Source organism: Zobellella denitrificans, assembly GCF_002237365.1.
GTDB classification, from domain to species: Bacteria; Pseudomonadota; Gammaproteobacteria; order Enterobacterales; family Aeromonadaceae; genus Oceanimonas; species Oceanimonas denitrificans.
Genome location: NZ_NMUO01000038.1, coordinates 13,129 through 33,013, shown reverse-complemented (window position 1 = coordinate 33,013; position 19,885 = coordinate 13,129). Strand labels below are relative to the sequence as shown.

The following is a 19,885-nucleotide window of genomic DNA, read 5'->3' as shown; positions in this document are numbered from 1 at the left end:
CGCGGGAATGCAGGCCGGCCGCCCGCCTTCTCCATCTTGTTCCATCGCCACCCCCTGGAACTTGCGGCGGATTTTTTTGGCGGCGCGGGCGGCGGCCAGGTTGGTGTCGAGCGGTATTTCCAGCTGCAACAGCAGCTGTTCGCAATTCAGGGCGGCGCTGTGCCGTTCCAGCCGGGCCGGGGTCAGCTCGCCGTTGGCGCCGGCGGCGAGCGCTATGGTGTTTTCGCCGTTGTCGTTCACCTGGATAAGGGCCACGCCGGTGTTGACGCCCGCGACGGTGTCGATGGCGGTGGTGTCGATGCCGTCGGCGGCAAAGCCGGCCACCAGGCTGCCGGCCAGGGCATCCTCGCCCACGCAGGCGACAAAGCGGGTGGCTGCACCGGCGCGGGCGGCGGCCACCGCCTGGTTGGCGCCCTTGCCACCGGGCACGATACGGTAGTCGCGGCCGGTGAGGGTTTCACCGGGGCGGGGAAACTGGGGCAGCCGGATCACATGATCGATATTGATGCTGCCTGCTACGGTCAGGGTCATGGTTGTTACCTTCTGTGCCTTGGCTAAGGCGGGTTTGGTTATTCCGGATACTGTCGGCCGCATTCATGGTCATGCCCGCGCAGGCGGGCATCCAGGGGGCGGTTGCAGCGTGCCAAGGAGGCCCCATGGACCCCCGCCTGCGCGGGGGTGACGAAGGGACGCCGGCCATCTTACTGGCTGATCACCTGCAGCGGAACCGGGATATGGTCGGCCACGGTCTCGCCCTTGAGCACCTTGTCAGCGGTTTCCACCGCGATGGCGCCGATGGCGTCGGGCTGCTGGGCGATGGTCGCCGCCAGGCGGCCTCCTTCCACCGCCTTGATGCCGTCTTCGGTGCCGTCGAAGCCGACGATCAGCACCTCTTTCTTGTTGGCGGCCTGCAGGGCGCGCAGAGCGCCCAGGGCCATTTCGTCGTTCTGGGCGAACACCGCCTGCACGTCCGGGTTGCCGGTTAGCAGGTTTTCCATCACGTTCAGGCCCTTGGTGCGGTCGAAGTCGGCGGGCTGGCTGGCCATCAGGCTGAAGCCGTGCTCGGTCACCGCCTGGGCGAAGCCCTGGCCGCGCTCGCGGGCGGCGCTGGTGCCGGCGATGCCTTCCAACTGGATGACCCTGGCGTCATGCCCCAGCCGTTCGGCGATAAAATCGCCGGCCATCTTGCCGCCGGCCACGTTGTCGGAGGCGATATGGGACACCACCTCGCCCCGGCCGGCGGCGCGGTCCAGGGTCAGCACCGGCAGGCCGGCCCGGTTGGCCAGGCGGATGGCGTTGGCCACGGCATCGGAGTCGGTGGGGTTGATCATCAGCACCTTGGCGCCGCGCACGTTCAGATCTTCCACGTTGGCCAGCTCCTTGGCGGGATCGTTCTGGGAGTCGAGCACGATGAGGTTGTAGCCGAGTTCGGCCGCCTTCTGCTCGGCCCCTTCCTTCATGGTGACGAAGAAGGGGTTGTTGAGGGTGGAGATCACCAGCGCCAGGGTGTCCTGGGCGTAGGCGCCGGCGGTCAGGGTGGTGCCGACGAGCGCGGTGGCAAGCAGGGTGGTCAGTTTTTTCATGGTTCGGCTTCCTTCTCTTGTGTTGCGTAGGGTTACTTGTTCTTGTTGTCCACCAGCACCGCCAGCAGGATCACCGAGGCCTTGGCGATCATCTGGTAATAGGAGGACACGTCCAGCAGGTTGAGGGCGTTGTTGAGAAAACCGATGATAAGCGCCCCTACCAGGGTGCCCATGATGGCGCCCTTGCCGCCGGCCAGGCTGGTGCCGCCCAGTACCACGGCGGCGATGGCGTCCAACTCGTAGCTGGTGCCGGCGGTGGGCTGGGCCGAGGACAGCCGGCTGGTGACGATGATGGCCGCCAGCGCCGACAGCATGCCACAGAGGGCGTAGACCCCCATCTTGACCCGGGCCACGTTGATGCCGGAGAGCCGCGCCGCCGCCTCGTTGCCGCCCACCGCGTAGATATAGCGGCCGAAGCGGGTGTGGTTGAGCAGGTACCAGGCGCCGAGGAAGGTCATGGCCATCAGCCATACCGGCACCGGAATGCCGAACACATAGCCGGTACCGAACCAGGCGAACAGATCCGCCTGGTCGGAAAAACCGGTGGAGATGGGCCGGCCGTCGGTATAGACCATGGTCACGCCGCGCAGCAGGGTCATGGTGACCAGGGTGGCGATAAAGGCTTGTACCCGGCCCTTGGCGACAATGACGCCGCTCACCCCGCCGAGCAGGAAGCCGGCCAGCAGCACCACCGGCAGGGTGAGGAAGAGGGAGTATTCCATCGACACCATGGTGGCGGCGAAGGCGCCGCACAGGGCCAGTACCGAGCCCACGCTGAGGTCGATGCCGGCGGTGAGGATCACCAGGGTCATGCCCACGGCGATGATGGCGTTCACCGAGGTCTGGCGCAGTATGTTGAGCAGGTTGTCGAGGGTGAAAAAGTTGGGGCTCAGCATGGACACCACCCCGATCAGCACCAGCAGGGCAATCAGTGATTTCTGGGCGATCAGCCATTCCTTGCTGAACCAGCGGCGGCCGGGATTGATGGCGGGGGCGTTCATGGGGTTACCTCTTGTTGAGCCTGGCCGACGGCGGCGGCCAGCAGTTGTTCCTGGGTGGCCCCGAGGGCCGGGAATTCGCCACTGATGCGGCCTTCGCGCATCACCAGAATGCGGTCCGAGATGCCCAATACTTCCGGCATGTCGGAGGACACCAGCAGAATGGCCATGCCTTCCTGTTTGAATCGGTTGATAAGCTGATAGATTTCCTTTTTGGCGCCGACATCCACGCCGCGGGTGGGCTCGTCCAGGATCAGCACCCGGGGACGGGTCATCAAGCCCTTGGCGATGGCGACCTTCTGCTGGTTGCCGCCGGAGAGATTGCCAATCAGCTGCTCCCGGCCCGGGGTCTTGATGTTGAACAACTGGATGAAGTCGTCCACCGCGGTGCACTCGGCGCCGTGATCGAGCTGCGGCCCCCGGCTGAGTTCGGCCAGGGCCGACAGGCTCATGTTGACCTTGACCGACAGCCCCAGGATGAGGCCGTCGCCCTTGCGGTCTTCCGAAATATAGGCAATGCCCGCCGCCAGCCCCTGCTGGGGTGTTTTGGCATGATAGGGCCTGCCCGCCAGCCGCACGCTGCCGGCGGTGCGGGGCAGGGCGCCGCACAACAGTTTCATCAGTTCGGTACGGCCGGCGCCCATCAGCCCGGAAAAGCCGAGGATCTCGCCCTGGCGCAGGGAGAAGCCCGCGTCCTTTACCCCGGCGCCGCACAGGCCGTCCACTTCCAGCACCACCGGCCCCGGTGGCACGGCCAGGCGCGGGTACTGCTCGTCCAGCCGGCGGCCCACCATCATCTCGATAAGGCGGTCCTCGTCGATGTCCGCCACCGCCTCCTCGCCGATCCACTTGCCGTCGCGCAGCACCGTCACCCGGTCGCAGATCTCGAAGATCTCCTTGAGGCGGTGGGAGATATAGACGATGCCGCAACCGGCCTGGCGCAACTCTTCGATCACCCGGAACAGGGCCCTGGTTTCGGTATCGGTGAGGGCGTCGGTGGGCTCGTCCATGATGATGACGGCCGCCTCGAACGACAGTGCCTTGGCGATCTCCACCATCTGCTGGGCACCGATGCTCAGGTCGCCGACCCGGGTCTTGGGGGAGTGGCGGATCTGCAGCCGGTCCAGCAGTTGCTGGGCCTGGGCGTAGAGCCGGCGCCAGTCGATTTTGCCGACCGCGTTGACCGGCTCCCGGCCGAGGAAGATGTTCTCGGCGATGGTCAGCTCCGGCAGCAGGTTCAGTTCCTGGTGGATGATGCCGATGCCCGCCTGCTGGGATTCGCGCGGCCCCCCGAAGTGGCAGGGCTGCCCCCGGTAGCGGATCTCGCCCGCGTCCAGCGGGTAGATGCCGGTGAGCACCTTCATCAGGGTGGATTTGCCGGCGCCGTTTTCACCCATCAGCGCCATCACCTGGCCCGGATACACCTTGAGCCCGGCCTGATCCAGCGCCTTGACCCCGGGAAAGGCCTTGTCGATGCCGGTAAGAGACAATATGGGTTCCATGCTCACCTCAGAAGGGCACGCCGGCGCGCAGAATGAGATTGGCGTAGGGGGTACATTCGCCGGTGCGCACCACCGCCCGGCTGTGGCCGTTTTGCCGCTTGAACTGCTCATGGGCCACATAGCCGACCGTTATGTCCCGGCCCTGGGCCGCGGCCGCCCCGGCCACCTGATCCAGCAGTCGCTGATGCAGCTCGGGGCTGGCCTGCTTGATCTCTTCCGCCAGTACCACGGCTTCCAGCTGCAGCTCGGTGAGCAGGGCCGCCAGGGTGTCCTCCAGTCCGGGCAGGCCGGGGCGCACCGCCAGATCGATACGCTCGACCCCGGCGGGAATGGGCAGGCCGGCGTCGGCCAGGGTGATCTCGTCGGTGTGGCCCAGTCCTGCCACCAGGGCGGATAAATGGCTGTTCAGCAGAGGGATTTTCTTCACGGTACCGCCTTGTTTCAGGGGCCGAAGAGCCCCGAAAATTAACCTGAAATTGCGAGCGAAACGGTTACGCAATCGATTCGATGGGGAGATTGTAGGGGAAATTTCCGGATTGGTTAGCAAAAAGTGACGGAACTGCGAGGCGGATCAAAAAAGTGGAACCCGGGGTCAGGCGGGGGCGTCATTCTTCCCCCACCACCTTGTTCCTTTCCCGCTTGGCCTGGTAGAGGCAGGCGTCGGCGCGGCGCAGCACCTGCTGGATGGCGTCGCCCGGGCGGCAGACGGCGACCCCGAAACTGGCGGTCAGGTGGATGTCGTGACAGAAGCGGGGTTCGGCCAGGGTATGGCGCAGGCGCTCGCTCAGGCGCACCGCGTCCGGGCCGCCGGTGTCGGGCAGCCAGAGGATGAACTCCTCGCCGCCCCAGCGGGCCAGCAGGTCGGCCTGGCGCAGGTGGGGGCGCAGCAGGGCGGGAATGGCCTGCAACACCAGATCCCCGGTCTGGTGGCCATGGCGGTCGTTGATGTCCTTGAAGTAGTCCAGATCCAGCAGCACCAGGGCGGCGTCCCGCTGCTGGTGGCGACACTCCTCGGTCAGCATCTGGTCGAAATGGCGACGGTTGAACAGGCCGGTGAGGTAGTCGGTGCGGGCCTGCTCGCGGGAGAGGGTGAGCTGGCGGGCGAGGGCGGTATTGGCGTCGGCCAGTGCCCGGGTGCGCTCCTGCACTTTCCGCTCCAGTTCCCGGTTCAATTGCTCCAGGTGGGCCTGCTCGCGGCGTTGCTCTTCCTCGGCCTGTACCTGCAGGTGGATGTCCTGATGGGCACCCAGCATGCGCACCGGCTCGCCGTGCTCGTCGTATTCCACGAATCGGGCCTTGTCCTGCAGCCAGATATAGTCGCCGTCCGCTTTTTTAAAGCGGTAGCGGGCGCTGAACAGGGGGGCCTCGCCGTCCAGGTAGCGCTGCATGGCGGCCATGGTGGCGGGGTGGTCGTCGGGATGGATAAGCCCGAGCCAGGTGTCCACCGTTTCCGGCAGGCTGAAGGGTTCGTAGCCCAGCATCAGGTACCAGCGGGCGCTGCGCCGTACCCGGCCGGTGAGCCGGTCCCAGTCCCAGATACCGTCGCTGACAATATCCAGCGCCAGTTGCAGGGTCTTTTCCAGGGAACGCAGTCGCTCCAGCTCCGGCGTCAGGTCGTCATCGCTCATGGCGGCAGCCCGCCGGCGCCGGCCGGTCGTTCGGGATGATGGTTTTTTTGGCTGTCGCCACAAATTCGAATTGATACACTAAGCCGCTTGACTCCATTGCCACTTGCCGCCCTGTTCGTAGGTATTTATTTTGCACGCCAGTCCCTTGAATACAGAGTTTAGTCAGTTATTGGCCCCCATCCATGGCTTTTTGCATTGCCCCACTCCGGATGAGTGGCTGGCCGAGGCGCGCAGGCCCGCGCGCCTGGCCACCCTGCTGGTGGATCACGCCAACTGCGAGATGAAGGCGGCCATGAGCGCCCACCGCCTGGTGCGCCGCTACTGCCTGCCGAAGGACAAGCGCAAGCTGCTGCCCAACCTCGATTTCTACAAGTCGCTGGACGCCCTGCCGGACAAGGGCGAGGTGCTGGGCAAGCAGGCCCTGACCGAGGACAACCGGCGGGTGTTCGACGAGTTGGCCAAGAACGATCTGCTGGTGAAGATGGTGCGCCTTATCCAGGAGGAGCTGCACCATTTCGAGCAGGTGCTGGAGATCATGCAGGCCCGCGGCATTCCCTACGGTACCCTCTCCGCCTCCCGCTACGCCAGCGGGCTGCTGGCTTATGTGCGCACCCATGAACCGGCGGCCATCGTGGATCGCCTGATCATCGGCGCCTACATAGAGGCGCGCTCCTGCGAGCGCTTCGCCCGGCTGGCGCCCTGGCTGGATGACGAACTGGCCCGGTTCTACGTGTCGCTGCTGCGCTCCGAGGCCCGCCACTACCAGGATTACCTGGCGTTGGCGCGGGATTATGCGGGAGAGAGCATCGACGAACGGGTGGCCTTTTTCGGCGAGAAGGAGGCGGAACTCATCCGCTCGCCCGACCCTCTGTTCCGCTTCCACAGCGGGGTGCCGGCGGCCGCCTGACGCCTCAGCCCCGGTGCCAGCGGTATTCGTTGTTGTAGCTCTGCAGCAGGCGCAGGCCCTGTTCGCTCTGGGGATTGGCCAGCACCCGGGCGGTGGGCCCGGCTTCCACCACATGGCCCTCGTGCATCAGGATCACCTGGTCGCTGATGTGCCGCACCACGCCCAGATCGTTGGCCACGATGATATAGGACAGCCCCAGGGTGCTCTGCAGGCTCAGCAGCAGGTTGATGATCTGGGAGCGCACCGACAGGTCCAGGGTGGAGATGGCCTCGTCGGCGACGATGATCCTGGGCGAGAGGATCAGCGCCCGGGCCAGGGCCACCCGCTGTTTCTGGCCGGTGGAGATCATGCCCGGGTAGAAATGGTAGTGATCCGGCAGCAGCCCCACCATGCGCAGGGTGTCCAGGGCCAGGGCCTGCCGCTGCTCGGCGTCGAGCTCGGTATTGAGGCTGAGCGGCGCCTCCAGGATCTGGCCGATGCGGCTGCGCGGGTTGAGGGCGGTGCTGGGGTCCTGGAAGATCATGCGCAGCAGCTTGCAGCGCTTCTTGTCGTCCCCCGGCTCTATCTTGTCGCCGTCGATATAGATGCTGCCCTGGGTGGGTGGCATCACCCCGGCCAGCACCTTGGCCAGGGTGCTCTTGCCGGAGCCGGCCTCGCCCATCAGCGCCAGGGTCTGGCCCCGCTCCAGGGTGAACGACAGGGGGTAAAAGGCGACCTTGCGCTGGCGGCGGAACAGGCCGCTCTGGTTGACGAACACCTTGCTGAGATTGTCGACCTTGAGCAGGGGCACCTGGCTCATCTGGATTTACCTTTTTGCATGTTGAGCGGGAAATGGCAGTAGTACACATGGCCCTTGACCTTGGCCAGGGGTGGAGTCACCACGCATTCCTTGCGGGCATTGGGACAACGTGGTCCCAGCCGGCAGCCGATGGGGAGGTTTTGCAAGGGGGGGATCACCCCGGGCAGGGTGTTCAGCCGCGACTTGTGCGGCAGGGTGCCGTCCAGATCCGGCATCATCTGCAGCAGGGCGGCGGTGTAGGGATGGTGCGGCCGGGTCAGGATCTGCTCCCGGGTGCCGGACTCCACCGTCTGACCGCAGTACATGACGGTGATGTTGTGGGTCAGCTTGGCGAAGGCGGTCATGTCGGTGCTGATCAGCAGTATGGTGGTGCCCGAGAGCTTGTTCACCCGCTCCAGCAGCCGCAGTATCTGGGCCTGGTTGGTGGCCTCCATGGCGTTGGTGGGCTCGTCGGCCACCAGCAGCTTGGGCTGGTTGGCGATGGCCATGGCGATCATCACCTTCTGGCAGACCCCTTCCGACAACTGGTAGGGATAGGCGTTCATCACCATCTTGTGATCCCGGATGCCCACCCGGTGCAGCAGGGCCACCGCCTGCTTGCGGCGCCACTGCCAGCGTTGCCACCACTTGCCCTGGAAGCTGCGGGCGGGAATGGCTTCCTCCAACTGGGCGCCGATTTTCTCGGAAGGGTCGAGGCAACTGGAGGGTTCCTGGAACACCATGGCGATATCCCGCCCCATGATGCGTCGCCGCTCCTTGGGGGACAGGCTCTGCAGGTCGATGTTGTCGAGGTACATGCGGTCGGCGGTGACTCGCCAGGTGTCCTTTTCGATGCCCACTATGGTCTGGGCCACCAGGCTCTTGCCCGAGCCGGACTCGCCCACCAGGCCGCGGATTTCGCCGTCGGCCAGGGTCAGGCTGAATTTGTCCACCGCCTTGACCATGCCCTGGGGCGTGTCGATTTCGATGGTCAGGTTGCGAATATCCAGCAGCGGCATCAGTTCATTACCTCATTGATGGCCTGGCGCAGGCCTTCTCCCACCATGTTCACCACCAGCACCGAGAGCAGTATCGCCAGCCCCGGCAGTATCACCGTCCAGGGCGACAGGTAGATGAGATCCACCGCGTCCGACAGCATGGCGCCCCATTCCGGGCGGGGTGGCTGGGCGCCCAGGCCGAGAAAGCCCACGGCGGTGATGTCCAGGATGGCGGCAGACAGCCCGCGGGTGGTCTGGCTGACGATGGTGTCGCTCAGGTTGGGCAACACCCCAAACCTGAGTATACGCCACTGGTTGGCGCCATCGAGGCGCAGGGCGGTGATGTACTCCTTCTGCATCTCGTCCGAGACCGCATTGTAGGTGGCGCGGATAAACTGGGGGGTGAGGGCCAGGGTGATGGCCAGCAGGGTATTGAACAGCCCCGGTCCCAGAATGGCCACGAAGATGATGGCCAGCAGCAGGGAGGGGATGGACAGCAGGGTATCGAGCAGGTGGTTGAGGATGCTCGCCTTGAGCCCCTTGCTCATGCCGCCGAGGATGCCGATGCACCCCCCCACCAGCAGCGCCACCAGCACCACCAGCACGCCGTTGCCGAAGGTGAGGCGGGCGCCCATGATCAGCCGCGAGAGCAGGTCGCGGCCCAGATCGTCGGTGCCGAGAAAAAAGTCGATATTGCCGTCGATGGCCCAGGAGGGCGGCAGCAACAGCGCCTGGCTGAACTGCTCATAGGGCGGATGGGGGGCCAGCCAGGGGCCGAGCAGGGTAAACAGGGTCAAAAAACCCAGTCCCCAGAGGCCGATCATCGCCAGGGTATTCTTGCGAAACAGCTCCCAGGCCTGCTCCAGCGGGGAGCGCACCTTGAGCTCGGGGTAGATGTTAGCCCTGCTTGGCATAAAGGGCCTTCCTCCGGGTGGGATAGATCAGGGTGGAAACGATGTCCACCAGCACGTTGGCGACGACGGTGAAGGTGGCGATGGCCAGGGTACCGCCCTTGATGGCGGCATAATCCTGCAGCGCTATGCTGGTCACCAGCCAGCGGCCCAGGCCAGGCCAGTCGAACACGATCTCGGTCATCATCGCCGAGGTCAGCACGGTGCCGAGCTGCAGCCCCAGGGTGGGAATGGCCATGGGAAAGGCGTTGCGCAGGCCGTGGCGCAGCATCACCTGGGTTTCGCTCAGGCCCTTGGTCAGGGCGGCCCGGATGTAGTTCTGCTTCATCACCTCCAGCAGGGCGCTGCGGATTTGGCGGATCACCTCGGTGGTGGGCACTATGGCCAGCACCAGGGAGGGCAGCACCAGGTGCCTGAGGGCGTCGAGAAAGGCCGGCCAACGGTAGGGATGCTCGGCGAGCAGGGCGTCGATGGTCATGATGCCGGTGACCGGACTGATGTCGTACAGCAGGCTCAACTGGCCCGAGACCGGCAGCCAGCCCAGGTTGAGCGAAAAGAACATCACCAGCAGCAGGCCGAGCCAGAACACCGGCACCGAATAGCCCACCAGGGTGCCGGTGAGGATCAGGGTATCCTGCCAGCGGCCCTGGCGCAGGGCCGCCAGGGTGCCGACGGGCACGCCGACGACCATGGAAATGACGAAGGCGGCCAGGCACAGCTCCAGGGTGGCGGGGAAATACTGGCCGAGCGCGCCCAGCACCGGCATGCCGGTGGCGCTGGAGATGCCGAAGTCCCCGGCCAGCAACTGGCGGATAAAGACCAGGTAGCCGCTCCAGAAGTCGCCGCGGATATCGGTCAGCAGGTGGTACTCCAGGGCGTAGGCGATCAGGGTCAGCATCAGCAGGGTGGTCAGCAGCAGGTTGAGCCGCCGCAGCAGGTAACGCAGCATGGCTACTCCTTGTAGGCCTGGTGGAAGGCGACGCCGCCATAGGGTTGCAGGCGCAGCCCCTTCACCGGGGTGCGGTGGGCCTGCAGCTTGAGGCTGTGTACCAGGGGAATGATCGCCATGTCCTGGAAGGCCAGCTCCTGGGCCATCTGGTAGTGGCGGATGCGGCTGGCCAGGCTGGGTTCGGACAGGGCCAGATCCAGCTGCCGCTCGAACAGCGGATGGCACCAGCGGCTGGCGTTGGTGCCGGCGGCGATGGCCTGGCAACTGAGCAGGTTGCGCAGCATGTTGTCCGGATCCGGGGTGTCGGCGGACCAGCCGGTGAGCACCGCATCCTGCTCACCGAGGATAAGCTCCCGGCGCAGTATCTGCTCTTCCAGGCTCAGCAAGCGCACCCGGATGCCGAGTTCCGCCAGGCGGCGCTGGATCAACTGGCCGGTCTTGAGCCCGTCCGGATTGAAGGTGCGCGCGCCGGCCGGCACCAGCAGGGTCAGATCGAAGCCCTTCTCCAGCCCGGCCTGCTCCAGCAGGAAGCGGGCCCGGCTCATGTCCGGCAGCGGCATCAGCAGGTTGGGATGATAGCCCCAGGATACCGGCGGCAGCAGCGACTCGGCCAGGGATCCGATATCGAAATAGACGGCATGCAGTATGTCTTCCCGGTTCAGGGCCAGGGAGAGCGCCTTGCGCACCCGGATATCGTTAAAGGGCGGTTTCAGGGTGTTGAGCGCCAGTACCGCCACGTTCATGCCGGTGGCCTGGCTCAGCTCCAGGGCCGGGTGCTCCCGGATCACCGACAGCTGGCTGGTGCCCGGGTGGGCCATGACGTCGCACTCGCCGGTGAGCAGCTTGGCCAGCCGCTTGGACGACTTGGGGGTGATGTCGAACACCAGCTGGCCGAGGCGGACGGCGCCGCGCCAGTGGGTGGGATGGCGATGGTAGCGGATAAACTCGTCGGTGCGGTACTGGCCGAGCAGGAAGGGGCCGGTGCCGACCGGCTGCTGGTCGAGCAGTTGCGGGGTGCCCTGGCCGAGCAGCTGTTCGGCGTATTCCGCCGACAGCACCACCGCATAGTCGGTGGCCAGGTTGGCGAGGAAAGAGGCGTCGGGGCGGGACAGCACGAATTCCACCTCGTGGCTGGACAGGGCGTTCACTTCGCGGACCAGTTCCCGCCAGCCGATGCTGTCGAAGAAGGGATAGCGACCGCCGCTCACCCCGTGGTAGGGGTGACCCTGGTCCATCAGCCGGCGGAAACTGAACACCACGTCTTCGGCATTGAGCGGCCGGCTGGGGCTGAACCAGGCGGTCTGGTGAAAGGTCACCCCGGGCCTCAGCACGAAGCGGTAGCGCAGGGCATCGTCGCTCCGGCTCCAGCTCAGGGCCAGGGCCGGCATCGGCTGCTGGTTGTTGGGATCGATGTCGAGCAGCCGGTCGTAGAGCTGGTGGGCGGTGGCGTCCAGGGTTTCGGAGGAGGTGACCAGCTGCGGGTTGAAGGTGAGCGGCGCCCCCTCGATGCAGTACAGCAGGCTTTCCGCCGCCAGCTGCCGGTTACCGGTGTCGCAGCCCGCCAGCAGGAGGGTGAGCAGGCCGCAGAGCCATAAACGCATGCTTAGTCCTTGTGTTCCGCCTTCTCGCCCGCCGGCAAGAGGGAAGCGTATTTACGTAACAGGCCGCGCAGCTGGTGATAGCTCAAGCCCAGCAGCTCGGCGGCCTGGCGCTGATTATAACGGGCCCGGGCCAGGGCGGCACCAATAAGCCGACATTCTTCTTCGGCCAGGAAGGCCCGCAGATCGCAGGGCAGGCTTTCCGTCTCCTCGGGCCCGGCCGGCACCGGCCCGCCCGGCCGCCAGGGCGAGGCAAAAGGGTCCAGGTACAGCTCGGCCAGGGGCTCTTCCGGCTGGCCCTGGCGGTACAGGCTGCGCTCCACCACGTTTTTCAGTTCGCGCACATTGCCCGGCCAGGGGTGGCTCAGCAACTGCTCGCGTACCGCCGGGCTGAAGCCGGCGAACAGGGGCCAGCCCAGCTCCATGCACAGGTTGACGGCGAAGTGCTCCGCCAGCCGCAGGATATCGTCACCCCTGGCGCGCAGGGGCGGCAATGTAACCACATCGAAGGCCAGTCTATCAAGCAGATCGGCACGAAATTCTCCGCCCCTGGCCAGGGCCGGCAGATCCCGGTTGGTGGCGCACACCAGCCGCACGTTTACCGACACCGGCTGGCTGCCGCCGACCCGTTCGAACTCGCCGTATTCGATGACCCGCAGCAGCTTTTCCTGCACCCGAGGACTGGTGGTGGCCAGTTCGTCGAGGAAGAGGGTGCCGCCGTCGGCCCGCTCGAAGCGGCCCAGGTGGCGCCGCTGGGCGCCGGTGAAGGCGCCGGCCTCGTGGCCGAACAGCTCGGTCTCGAGCAGGGTCTCGGCCAGGGTGGCGCAGTTGAGGGAGATGAAGGGCTGCTGCCAGCGGGAAGACAGATAGTGCAGCCGGTGGGCCACCAGTTCCTTGCCGGTGCCGCGCTCGCCCACGACCAGCACCGGCTTGTCCAGGGGCGCGAGCAGGGAGACCTGCTCCAGCACGGCCAGCAGGGGGTTGGACTGGCCGATCAGCTCGTTGTCGGTCATGGCTTATCTGTGTGGCGAAATTTACCAAATGGTAGTGTGATTCGCCGGCTCTGACCAGCGGCCCGGCCACACATTTTTCCGATTTTATTGGTTTATCAATAAATTAGTGTTTTCGATAAAGTTGGCATATAAGTTGTTATCTATAGGGCAGGTGGGCCGCGAGGGCGGCCCTTCAACCCCAAGCCCGGAGGAACACGACCATGAGCATATTTTCCCGACTGGCGGACATCATCAACGCCAACCTGAATTCCCTGCTGGACAAGGCCGAGGATCCGGCCAAGATGGTGCGGCTGATCATCCAGGAGATGGAGGACGAGCTGGTGCGCGAGCGCTCCAACCTGGCCCGCTTCCTGGCCGAGAAAAAAGATCTGCTGCGCCAGATCGAGCGCCACCGGGAGCGGGTGCAGGAGTGGCAGGACAAGGCCGAACTGGCGCTGACCAAGGAGCGCGAAGACCTGGCCCGGGCCGCCCTGATCGAGAAGAACAAGCAGGTCGAACTGCTGAAGGCCCTGGAGCGGGAGTGCGCGGCGGTGGAGGAGGGCATGAACAAGCTGTCCGAGGCCATCAACGCGCTTGAGGCCAAGCTGGCCGACGCCCGCGCCCGCCAGCAGGCGATGCAGCTGCGTGAGCGCAGCGCCCAGAGCCGGATCAAGGTGCAGGAGCGGGTGCGCCACAGCGAGACCGCCTCGGCCGTCGACAAGTTCGAGCGGATGGAGCGCAAGATAGACGAGCTGGAAGCCAAGGCGGATCTGTACAGCCAGAGCAAGGGGCTGGATCAGGCCTTCGCCGAGCTGGAGGTGGACGACGCCATCAGCCGGGAGCTGGACAAGCTCAAGGCCAGGATGAACAAGAGCCAAGATGAACAAGAGCGAGGATAACCGATGTCCGAACTGGCCTGGGCCCTGGTGGCCCCCCTCAACATCTTCCTGTTCTTGGTGGTGCCCATCTGGCTGGTGCTGCACTACCGCAGCAAGCGCCGGCTGGACGCCGGGCTGGACGAGTCCGCCCGCCAGCGGCTGGAGCAGGCCCTGACTCAGGCGGATCAACTGGCCGAACGGGTGGAAACCCTCGAACGGCTCTTGGACCAGGAGGTACCGGGATGGCGTCGACCCTGATGAACCTGTATCGCGACAAGCGCAATGGCAAGCTCGGCGGCGTGTGCGCCGGCATCGCCCGCAAGGCCGGGGTCGAGCCCTGGCTGGTGCGGGTGCTGGCGGTCACCGGCCTGGTGTTCGCCAGCTTTCTCACCTTCGTGCTGTACATGGCCGCCTGGCTGCTGCTGGAGGACAGGCCGGATCAGCCGGAGCCCGAACCGGCCCACGTAAAGAGCGCCGGCTGGCAGTCGGGGCTGTCGCCGAAAGAGGCGCTGGACAAGCTGGAAGGCAAGCTCCGGCGGCTCAACGGCCGGGTGGCGGAGATGGAGCAACTGCTGACCTCCCGGGAGTTCCGCCTGCGCCGGGAATTCAACGACCTGCGCGAGGATAAATGAGCAAGGCGGCACTGACCCAGTGGCGACACAAGGCCGGCGCCTGGGTACAGCGCGGCCTGGATCAGCGGCTGCGGCTGGCGGTAACGGGCCTGAGCCGCAGCGGCAAGACCGCCTTTATCACCAGCCTGGTCAACCAGCTGGAGCACGCCGGCCTGGACGCCCGCCTGCCCCACTGGCCGCCGGCGGCGGAAGGACGCCTGCTCGGCATCAAACGGGTGCCGAGCCGCCACCACCATGTGCCCGCCTTCGGCTACGAGGCGGCCCTCGGTCAGTTGGCGGGTACGCCGCCGGCCTGGCCCGAGCCCACCCGCGGCATCAGCGAGATCACCCTGGCCATCAAGTACCGACCCAAAAACCGGCTCAAGCGCCGGCTCAACGACAACGCCACCCTCTACCTGGAAATCGTCGACTACCCGGGCGAGTGGCTGCTGGATCTGCCGCTGCTGGCGATGAGCTACGCCCAGTGGAGCGGCCAGCAGCGCGAGCTGCTGCGGGAGCCGGCGTTGCGGGAACTGGCCGGCCCCTGGCTGCGGATGGGCGAGGGGCTGGCTCCCGACGGCCCCGCCGAGGACGCGCGCATCGCGCCGCTGGCGGCCGCCTATACCCGCTGGCTGCACGACTGCAAGCGGGAGTTGGGCCGTTACCTGGTGCAGCCGGGGCGCTTCGTGCTGCCCGGCGAATACCAGGGTGCGCCCATGCTGCAGTTCGTGCCCTGGGTGTGGGGCGAGGTGGGCACCGGCCTGGGCGAGCAGCAGCACCACGGCATGATGGAGGCCCGCTTCGAACACTACAAGAAGCACCTGGTCGCCGGCTTCTACCGGGAATTCTTCGCCGGCTTCGACCGGCAGATCGTGCTGGTGGACTGCCTCACGCCGCTCAACCGGGGGCCGGGGAGCTTCACCGATCTGGGCCGGGCGCTGGACGCCATACTGCAGAGCTTCGAATACGGCAAGAGCGGCTGGTGGCGGCGGCTGTTCGCCCCGCGCATCGACAAGCTGCTGTTCGCCGCCACCAAGGCCGACCACCTGACCCCGGATCAGCACGGCCGCCTGACCCGGCTGCTGGGCACCCTGGTGCGCGGCGGCCATCGCCAGGCCCGGCTGTCCGGCATCGACATCCATACCCTGGCCCTGGCCTCGATCAAGGCCACCCATAGCGGCCGGGTCCGGCACCAGGGCGAGGAGATCCCCGCCCTGCAGGGGCGCCGGCTGGAGGACCTCGCCCCGGTGACCCTCTATCCGGGCGAAGTGCCCGAGGCCCTGCCCGGCGACGATTTCTGGCAACGGCGGGGCTTCGACTTCACCGAGTTCGCCCCGCCCGAGTGGCGGCCGGAGGCGCCGCTGCCCCATCTGCGCCTGGATCAGGCGCTGGCTTTCCTGCTGGGAGACAAATTATCGTGACACTGAAAAGCAAGGTGATACTGGACAGCCCGCTGCCAGGACCCGAGGAGGCGCCCCTGCGCCCGGGCCGGCAACTGGAGCAGGACGATTTTATCGCGCTGGACGACACGCCGGCGCCGCCCCTGGTCGAGGGCCTGCGACCCCGCCGCCGGCACTGGCTGTGGTGGAGCGGCGCCCTGTTGCTGCTCCTGCTGCTGCTGGTGCACTCCGCCATCCAGCTGTGGCAGACCTGGCAGGACAGCCTGCTGCTGGGGGCCGCCTGGAGCCTGGCCGTCGGCCTGCTGGCGCTGGCGGCCCTGGGCAGCCTGTGGCGGGAGCTGCGCCTGCTGCGTTCCCTGGAGCGGGTATCCGCCCTGCGCGCCCGGGCCGAGCAACTGCTGGCCGGGCAGGGCAACGGCCGGGCCAAGGCTTTTTGCGAGCAACTGGCCCGCCAGGGCGGCCTGGAGCAGTCGGATGCCTACCAGGGCTGGCTCAGGCAGCTTTCCGATCAGGAGCAGGACGCGGAGGTGCTGGCCCTCTACAGCCGGCAGGTGCTCGCCAGCCAGGATCGCCAGGCCCGGGCCCGGGTGCTGAAGTGGTCCGGCGAGGCGGCGGTGATGGTGGCGGCCAGCCCCCTGGCGGCGGTGGACATGCTGCTGGTGCTGTGGCGCAACTTGCGGATGATCGAGGACATCAGCGCCTGCTACGGCATCCGCCTGGGGGCACTCAGCCGCTGGCGATTGATCCGCCGCCTGCTCCGGCACATGCTCTATGTGGGCGCCTCGGAGGCGGCCCTCGACATGGGCATGGATCTGCTCGGGCTGGAGCTGGCCGGACGGCTGTCGGCCCGGGCCGGCCAGGGCGTGGGTGCCGGCCTGCTCACCGCCCGCCTGGGACTGCAGGCCATGGATTTTTGCCGTCCGGTGCCCTGGCAGGGGGACGAAAGAAAACAGCTGGGCGGCATCCGCCGGGCGTTGGTCGACAAGGTGGCTAAACTGATGAGCAGGAGCCGGTAAGGAGGCATTCTTGATGAAAGTAGACAAACTGATCGGCCAGTTTCTGGGCAACAACCCCGGTTTTGGCAAGGGCGCCGCCACCGGTGGCATTCTCGGCCTGCTGCTCGGCAGCAAGAAGGGTCGCAAGATGACCGGCGGCACCCTCAAGTACGCCGGTTTGGCCGCCGCCGGCGTCATGGCCTGGAAGGCCTACCAGAACTGGCAGCAGGGCCAGAGCCCGGCCCAGGCCACCCCGGCCAGCGACGCCGATCTGCAGCGGCTGGATCCGCGCTTCTCGCCCGATGCCCCGGCGGCTGACGGCGAGTCCTTCCAGCTGGCGCTGATGCGGGCCATGATAGGAGCGGCCAAGGCCGACGGCCATGTGGATGCCACCGAGCAACAGCGGATCTTCGAGCAGGTGGAGCAGATGGGGCTGGCGGCGGAGGAAAAGGCGCTGGTGTTCGACATGCTCTCGGCGCCGGTGGCGCTGGGCGACATCGTCGCCTCGGCCCGCGGGCCCGAGCAGGCGGCGGAGCTGTACCTGGCGTCACGGCTGGTGATCGATCCGGATCAGGCGGCGGAGCGAACCTATCTGCAGGCGCTGGCGCACCGGCTCAATTTGCCGACGGAGTTGGTGGCGCATCTGGAAAAACAGGCGGAGCAGGGGATGGGGGAATGAAGTTGGGGTGACCGACGGGGCTCGAACCCGCGACAACCGGAATCACAATCCGGGACTCTACCAACTGAGCTACGGTCACCACAAGATGGCGCGCCCTGCAGGACTCGAACCTGCGACCATCCGCTTAGAAGGCGGATGCTCTATCCAGCTGAGCTAAGGGCGCTTTTTGGCGTTTTCCGTGGGCGGGCCACGGCGTAACGGGGCGGCATCATACCTATTTGCCATGCGGGGGTCAACGGCTTTGTCGGGCCGCCCCGGCGGCGGAAAGCCCGAGTGCCTCGCTTATCAAACCCCTGAAAAAATGCGACAATCGCCGCAGGTTTATAAAGGTGAGAATCAACGCAGATGTCAGCTCAAATAATCGATGGAAAAGCGATTGCACAGGCGGTACGCAACCAGGTGGCCGAACGGGTGGCCGAACGGAAAAGCGCGGGCAAGCGCGCGCCCGGCCTGGCGGTGATACTGGTGGGCGCCAATCCCGCTTCCCAGGTCTATGTCGGCAGCAAGCGCCGGGCCTGCGAAGAGGTGGGCTTTGTCTCCAAGTCCTACGATTTGCCCCAGGAAACCACAGAGCAGCAATTGCTTGATCTGATTGACGAGCTGAACCGGGACGCCACCATAGACGGCATCCTGGTGCAACTGCCGCTGCCGGCCCATATCGACAGCACCCTGGTGATAGAGCGCATCCACCCCCACAAGGACGTGGACGGCTTCCACCCCTACAACGTAGGGCGCCTGGCCCAGCGTATTCCGGCCCTGCGCCCCTGCACCCCCAAGGGCATCATGACCCTGATCGAGCGCAGCCACATCAAAACCCACGGCCTCAACGCCGTGGTGGTGGGTGCCTCCAACATCGTGGGCCGGCCCATGACCCTGGAGCTGCTGCTGGCCGGCTGCACCACCACCACCTGCCATCGCTTCACCGAGGATCTCAAGGCCAAGGTGGAAGGGGCCGACTTGCTGGTGGTGGCGGTGGGCAAGCCCAACTTCATTCCCGGCGACTGGATCAAGCCCGGCGCCGTGGTGATCGACGTGGGCATCAACCGCCTGGACGACGGCCGCCTGGTGGGCGACGTGGAGTATGCGGTGGCCGCCGAGCGCGCCTCCTACATCACCCCCGTACCCGGCGGCGTGGGCCCCATGACGGTGGCGGCGCTGATCGAGAATACCCTGATCGCCTGCGAACGTTATCACGACAACTGATCTCGTCCTGAACCGGGGGCCGGGCGCTTGCCCGGCACCCCGTCCCAAGAGGGAAAGCCGATGCATTGGCCCGACAAGGATGTGCTCTATACGGTGATTTTCGGCACCGAGACGCCGGCGGGGCGCCGCTTCGACATCGCCCTGATCGTCACCATACTGCTGTCCATACTGGTGCTGTTCCTGGATTCCATGGGTTCGGTGCGGGCCCACTATGGCGGCCTGCTCTACGGGCTGGAGTGGGGCTTTACCCTGTTGTTCACCCTCGAGTACGGCCTGCGGGTCTATTGTGCCCAGAACCGGGCCGCCTACGTCAAAAGCTTTTACGGTGTTATCGATCTGCTGGCGGCGCTGCCGACCTACCTGGCGATTTTCGTTCCCGGCGCCAGCTTCCTGATGGTGATCCGCCTGCTGCGGGTCTTGCGCATCTTCCGGGTGCTCAAGCTGATGCGCTACGTCAACGAGGCCAATCTTCTGCTGCGCTCGCTCAACCAGAGCCGGCGCAAGATCATCGTGTTCTTCAGCACGCTCTTTATCCTGGTCACCCTGTTCGGCTCCCTGCTCTATGTGGTGGAAGGGCCGGAAAACGGCTTTACCAGCATTCCCACCAGCATCTACTGGGCCATCGTCACCATCACCACGGTGGGATTCGGCGACATCACGCCGCAGACCGCCCTCGGTCGGGGCATCGCCGCCGTGACCATGCTGATGGGCTACGCCATCATAGCGGTGCCCACCGGCATCATCACCGCCGAACTGGGACGGGAAATGCGCCGGGAGTACAACCTGCGTCATTGTCCCCAGTGCGACCGGAGCGGCCACGACGGGGATGCCCGTTACTGCAAGTACTGTGGCGGGGCAATGGAAGAGGAGAGGTAAAAAGAAGGGGAGCCGAGGCTCCCCTGAGGTTACTGGTTGCTTTCTTCCATCAATTCGTTCAGTTTCTGCTCGGCTTCGGCGGCCGCCTCGTCCATGGCCTGCTCCATTTCCGCGGCCTGTTCGCTGGTGGCGTCCATGGCATCGTCGGCGGCATCCGCGGCACTGCTGGCGGCGTCATCCAGTTTTTCGCCCAGTGCTTCCATGGTTCCCTGTTGTTCTACACCCAGCGCTTCCGCGGCGTCATCGGTCATCTGTTCGCCCTGCTCCTGAACATTTTCGATAACCTCATCGACGTTTTCGCCGGCCTGCTCGGCGGGGCCCTGGTTGTCACAGGCTGCCAGGCCGAAGGCGGTAACAGAGGTAAACAGCAGAACATTAAGCAATGACTTCTTCATATCG

Annotated in this window: 22 protein-coding genes and 2 tRNA genes; 9 read left to right on the top strand and 15 right to left on the bottom strand. The window is 65.9% G+C overall.

Annotated features, from left to right (window positions below; all coding sequences use genetic code 11):
* The 6 genes from CGX12_RS09950 to CGX12_RS09925 form a co-directional block, all read right to left on the bottom strand.
* Window positions 1–531 (bottom strand): PfkB family carbohydrate kinase (locus CGX12_RS09950; protein ID WP_254918257.1); only part of this gene is annotated, 531 nt, incomplete at its 3' end.
* A gap of 170 nt (window positions 532–701) precedes the next feature.
* Window positions 702–1,583 (bottom strand): ribose ABC transporter substrate-binding protein RbsB, encoded by an 882-nt coding sequence (rbsB, locus tag CGX12_RS09945; RefSeq protein WP_094039732.1) that lies wholly within the window; start codon window positions 1,581–1,583, stop codon window positions 702–704.
* Between the two features lie 32 nt (window positions 1,584–1,615).
* Window positions 1,616–2,584 carry a ribose ABC transporter permease gene (gene rbsC, locus CGX12_RS09940; protein WP_094039731.1) on the bottom strand — a complete coding sequence of 323 codons (969 nt, stop codon included), beginning with the start codon at window positions 2,582–2,584 and terminating at the stop codon, window positions 1,616–1,618.
* A complete protein-coding gene (gene rbsA / locus CGX12_RS09935) occupies window positions 2,581–4,083 on the bottom strand; it encodes a ribose ABC transporter ATP-binding protein RbsA (RefSeq protein WP_094039730.1) in 1,503 nt (500 codons plus the stop codon). The genes rbsC and rbsA overlap by 4 nt, the downstream gene beginning before the upstream one ends.
* Before the next feature lie 7 nt (window positions 4,084–4,090).
* Window positions 4,091–4,510 carry a D-ribose pyranase gene (gene rbsD, locus CGX12_RS09930; protein WP_094039729.1) on the bottom strand — a complete coding sequence of 140 codons (420 nt, stop codon included), beginning with the start codon at window positions 4,508–4,510 and terminating at the stop codon, window positions 4,091–4,093.
* A gap of 178 nt (window positions 4,511–4,688) precedes the next feature.
* On the bottom strand, window positions 4,689–5,711 hold the full coding sequence (locus CGX12_RS09925; protein ID WP_094039728.1) for a GGDEF domain-containing protein: 1,023 nt from the start codon (window positions 5,709–5,711) through the stop codon (window positions 4,689–4,691).
* A 145-nt stretch (window positions 5,712–5,856) separates the two neighbouring features.
* Between CGX12_RS09925 and miaE the strand changes: the two genes are divergently transcribed.
* Window positions 5,857–6,618, top strand: coding sequence for a tRNA isopentenyl-2-thiomethyl-A-37 hydroxylase MiaE (miaE, locus tag CGX12_RS09920; RefSeq protein WP_438273033.1), 762 nt, complete (start codon window positions 5,857–5,859; stop codon window positions 6,616–6,618).
* Window positions 6,619–6,622: 4 nt separating this feature from the next.
* Here the strand turns inward: miaE and CGX12_RS09915 are convergent, their stop codons facing one another.
* From CGX12_RS09915 to pspF, 6 genes are read right to left on the bottom strand one after another with little or no spacing between them, the layout of a single operon-like run.
* Entirely contained in the window at window positions 6,623–7,417 is a 795-nt protein-coding gene (locus tag CGX12_RS09915) for a peptide ABC transporter ATP-binding protein (RefSeq protein WP_094039726.1), read from the bottom strand.
* Window positions 7,414–8,415 carry a peptide ABC transporter ATP-binding protein gene (locus CGX12_RS09910; RefSeq protein ID WP_094039725.1) on the bottom strand — a complete coding sequence of 334 codons (1,002 nt, stop codon included), beginning with the start codon at window positions 8,413–8,415 and terminating at the stop codon, window positions 7,414–7,416. The genes CGX12_RS09915 and CGX12_RS09910 overlap by 4 nt, the downstream gene beginning before the upstream one ends.
* Window positions 8,415–9,308: an ABC transporter permease subunit gene (locus CGX12_RS09905; protein WP_094039724.1), complete on the bottom strand. Its 894-nt coding sequence runs from the start codon at window positions 9,306–9,308 to the stop codon at window positions 8,415–8,417. Before CGX12_RS09905 ends, CGX12_RS09910 begins: the two co-directional genes overlap by 1 nt.
* Window positions 9,292–10,254: an ABC transporter permease gene (locus tag CGX12_RS09900; RefSeq protein WP_094039723.1), complete on the bottom strand. Its 963-nt coding sequence runs from the start codon at window positions 10,252–10,254 to the stop codon at window positions 9,292–9,294. Before CGX12_RS09900 ends, CGX12_RS09905 begins: the two co-directional genes overlap by 17 nt.
* 2 nt (window positions 10,255–10,256) lie before the next feature.
* Window positions 10,257–11,855, bottom strand: a complete 1,599-nt coding sequence (locus CGX12_RS09895) for an ABC transporter substrate-binding protein (RefSeq protein ID WP_094039722.1) — start codon at window positions 11,853–11,855, stop codon at window positions 10,257–10,259.
* Window positions 11,856–11,857: 2 nt separating this feature from the next.
* Complete coding sequence (gene pspF / locus CGX12_RS09890) at window positions 11,858–12,865, bottom strand: phage shock protein operon transcriptional activator (protein WP_094039721.1); 1,008 nt, start codon at window positions 12,863–12,865, stop codon at window positions 11,858–11,860.
* A 200-nt stretch (window positions 12,866–13,065) separates the two neighbouring features.
* Here pspF and pspA point away from each other — a divergent pair, with 200 nt between their 5' ends.
* Genes pspA through CGX12_RS09860 form a run of 6 tightly spaced genes read left to right on the top strand, consistent with a single transcriptional unit; the run spans window position 13,066 to window position 17,407 of the window.
* Window positions 13,066–13,743, top strand: a complete 678-nt coding sequence (pspA, locus tag CGX12_RS09885) for a phage shock protein PspA (protein ID WP_094039720.1) — start codon at window positions 13,066–13,068, stop codon at window positions 13,741–13,743.
* A 3-nt stretch (window positions 13,744–13,746) separates the two neighbouring features.
* Complete coding sequence (pspB, locus tag CGX12_RS09880) at window positions 13,747–13,980, top strand: envelope stress response membrane protein PspB (protein ID WP_094039719.1); 234 nt, start codon at window positions 13,747–13,749, stop codon at window positions 13,978–13,980.
* Window positions 13,965–14,354, top strand: a complete 390-nt coding sequence (gene pspC / locus CGX12_RS09875) for an envelope stress response membrane protein PspC (protein ID WP_094039718.1) — start codon at window positions 13,965–13,967, stop codon at window positions 14,352–14,354. Before pspB ends, pspC begins: the two co-directional genes overlap by 16 nt.
* Complete coding sequence (locus tag CGX12_RS09870) at window positions 14,351–15,754, top strand: YcjX family GTP-binding protein (protein WP_094039717.1); 1,404 nt, start codon at window positions 14,351–14,353, stop codon at window positions 15,752–15,754. Before pspC ends, CGX12_RS09870 begins: the two co-directional genes overlap by 4 nt.
* On the top strand, window positions 15,751–16,749 hold the full coding sequence (locus CGX12_RS09865; protein WP_094039716.1) for a YcjF family protein: 999 nt from the start codon (window positions 15,751–15,753) through the stop codon (window positions 16,747–16,749). Before CGX12_RS09870 ends, CGX12_RS09865 begins: the two co-directional genes overlap by 4 nt.
* A gap of 13 nt (window positions 16,750–16,762) precedes the next feature.
* Window positions 16,763–17,407, top strand: coding sequence for a tellurite resistance TerB family protein (locus CGX12_RS09860; RefSeq protein WP_094039715.1), 645 nt, complete (start codon window positions 16,763–16,765; stop codon window positions 17,405–17,407).
* Between the two features lie 3 nt (window positions 17,408–17,410).
* Here the strand turns inward: CGX12_RS09860 and CGX12_RS09855 are convergent.
* Window positions 17,411–17,486, bottom strand: a tRNA-His gene (locus CGX12_RS09855).
* 7 nt (window positions 17,487–17,493) lie between these two features.
* Window positions 17,494–17,570: transfer RNA gene (locus CGX12_RS09850), tRNA-Arg, on the bottom strand.
* Window positions 17,571–17,752: 182 nt separating this feature from the next.
* Between CGX12_RS09850 and folD the strand changes: the two genes are divergently transcribed.
* Both folD and CGX12_RS09840 read left to right on the top strand, forming a co-directional pair.
* A complete protein-coding gene (gene folD, locus CGX12_RS09845) occupies window positions 17,753–18,610 on the top strand; it encodes a bifunctional methylenetetrahydrofolate dehydrogenase/methenyltetrahydrofolate cyclohydrolase FolD (RefSeq protein ID WP_094039714.1) in 858 nt (285 codons plus the stop codon).
* Window positions 18,611–18,670: 60 nt separating this feature from the next.
* Window positions 18,671–19,486 carry an ion transporter gene (locus CGX12_RS09840; RefSeq protein WP_094039713.1) on the top strand — a complete coding sequence of 272 codons (816 nt, stop codon included), beginning with the start codon at window positions 18,671–18,673 and terminating at the stop codon, window positions 19,484–19,486.
* Between the two features lie 29 nt (window positions 19,487–19,515).
* Here CGX12_RS09840 and CGX12_RS09835 read toward each other — a convergent pair whose 3' ends face one another.
* A complete protein-coding gene (locus CGX12_RS09835; RefSeq protein ID WP_094039712.1) occupies window positions 19,516–19,881 on the bottom strand; it encodes a hypothetical protein in 366 nt (121 codons plus the stop codon).
* Window positions 19,882–19,885: the final 4 nt, after the last annotated feature.

What these genes read in the sequence shown, in the direction of transcription:
- rbsB (WP_094039732.1), bottom strand. Translation starts at nt 1,583, where the DNA reads ATGAAAAAACTGACCACCCTGCTTGCCACCGCGCTCGTCGGCACCACC.
- rbsC (WP_094039731.1), bottom strand. Translation starts at nt 2,584, where the DNA reads ATGAACGCCCCCGCCATCAATCCCGGCCGCCGCTGGTTCAGCAAGGAA.
- rbsA (WP_094039730.1), bottom strand. Translation starts at nt 4,083, where the DNA reads ATGGAACCCATATTGTCTCTTACCGGCATCGACAAGGCCTTTCCCGGG.
- CGX12_RS09925 (WP_094039728.1), bottom strand. Translation starts at nt 5,711, where the DNA reads ATGAGCGATGACGACCTGACGCCGGAGCTGGAGCGACTGCGTTCCCTG.
- CGX12_RS09915 (WP_094039726.1), bottom strand. Translation starts at nt 7,417, where the DNA reads ATGAGCCAGGTGCCCCTGCTCAAGGTCGACAATCTCAGCAAGGTGTTC.
- CGX12_RS09910 (WP_094039725.1), bottom strand. Translation starts at nt 8,415, where the DNA reads ATGCCGCTGCTGGATATTCGCAACCTGACCATCGAAATCGACACGCCC.
- CGX12_RS09905 (WP_094039724.1), bottom strand. Translation starts at nt 9,308, where the DNA reads ATGCCAAGCAGGGCTAACATCTACCCCGAGCTCAAGGTGCGCTCCCCG.
- CGX12_RS09900 (WP_094039723.1), bottom strand. Translation starts at nt 10,254, where the DNA reads ATGCTGCGTTACCTGCTGCGGCGGCTCAACCTGCTGCTGACCACCCTG.
- CGX12_RS09895 (WP_094039722.1), bottom strand. Translation starts at nt 11,855, where the DNA reads ATGCGTTTATGGCTCTGCGGCCTGCTCACCCTCCTGCTGGCGGGCTGC.
- pspF (WP_094039721.1), bottom strand. Translation starts at nt 12,865, where the DNA reads ATGACCGACAACGAGCTGATCGGCCAGTCCAACCCCCTGCTGGCCGTG.
- pspA (WP_094039720.1), top strand. Translation starts at nt 13,066, where the DNA reads ATGAGCATATTTTCCCGACTGGCGGACATCATCAACGCCAACCTGAAT.
- pspB (WP_094039719.1), top strand. Translation starts at nt 13,747, where the DNA reads ATGTCCGAACTGGCCTGGGCCCTGGTGGCCCCCCTCAACATCTTCCTG.
- pspC (WP_094039718.1), top strand. Translation starts at nt 13,965, where the DNA reads ATGGCGTCGACCCTGATGAACCTGTATCGCGACAAGCGCAATGGCAAG.
- CGX12_RS09870 (WP_094039717.1), top strand. Translation starts at nt 14,351, where the DNA reads ATGAGCAAGGCGGCACTGACCCAGTGGCGACACAAGGCCGGCGCCTGG.
- CGX12_RS09860 (WP_094039715.1), top strand. Translation starts at nt 16,763, where the DNA reads ATGAAAGTAGACAAACTGATCGGCCAGTTTCTGGGCAACAACCCCGGT.
- folD (WP_094039714.1), top strand. Translation starts at nt 17,753, where the DNA reads ATGTCAGCTCAAATAATCGATGGAAAAGCGATTGCACAGGCGGTACGC.
- CGX12_RS09840 (WP_094039713.1), top strand. Translation starts at nt 18,671, where the DNA reads ATGCATTGGCCCGACAAGGATGTGCTCTATACGGTGATTTTCGGCACC.
- CGX12_RS09835 (WP_094039712.1), bottom strand. Translation starts at nt 19,881, where the DNA reads ATGAAGAAGTCATTGCTTAATGTTCTGCTGTTTACCTCTGTTACCGCC.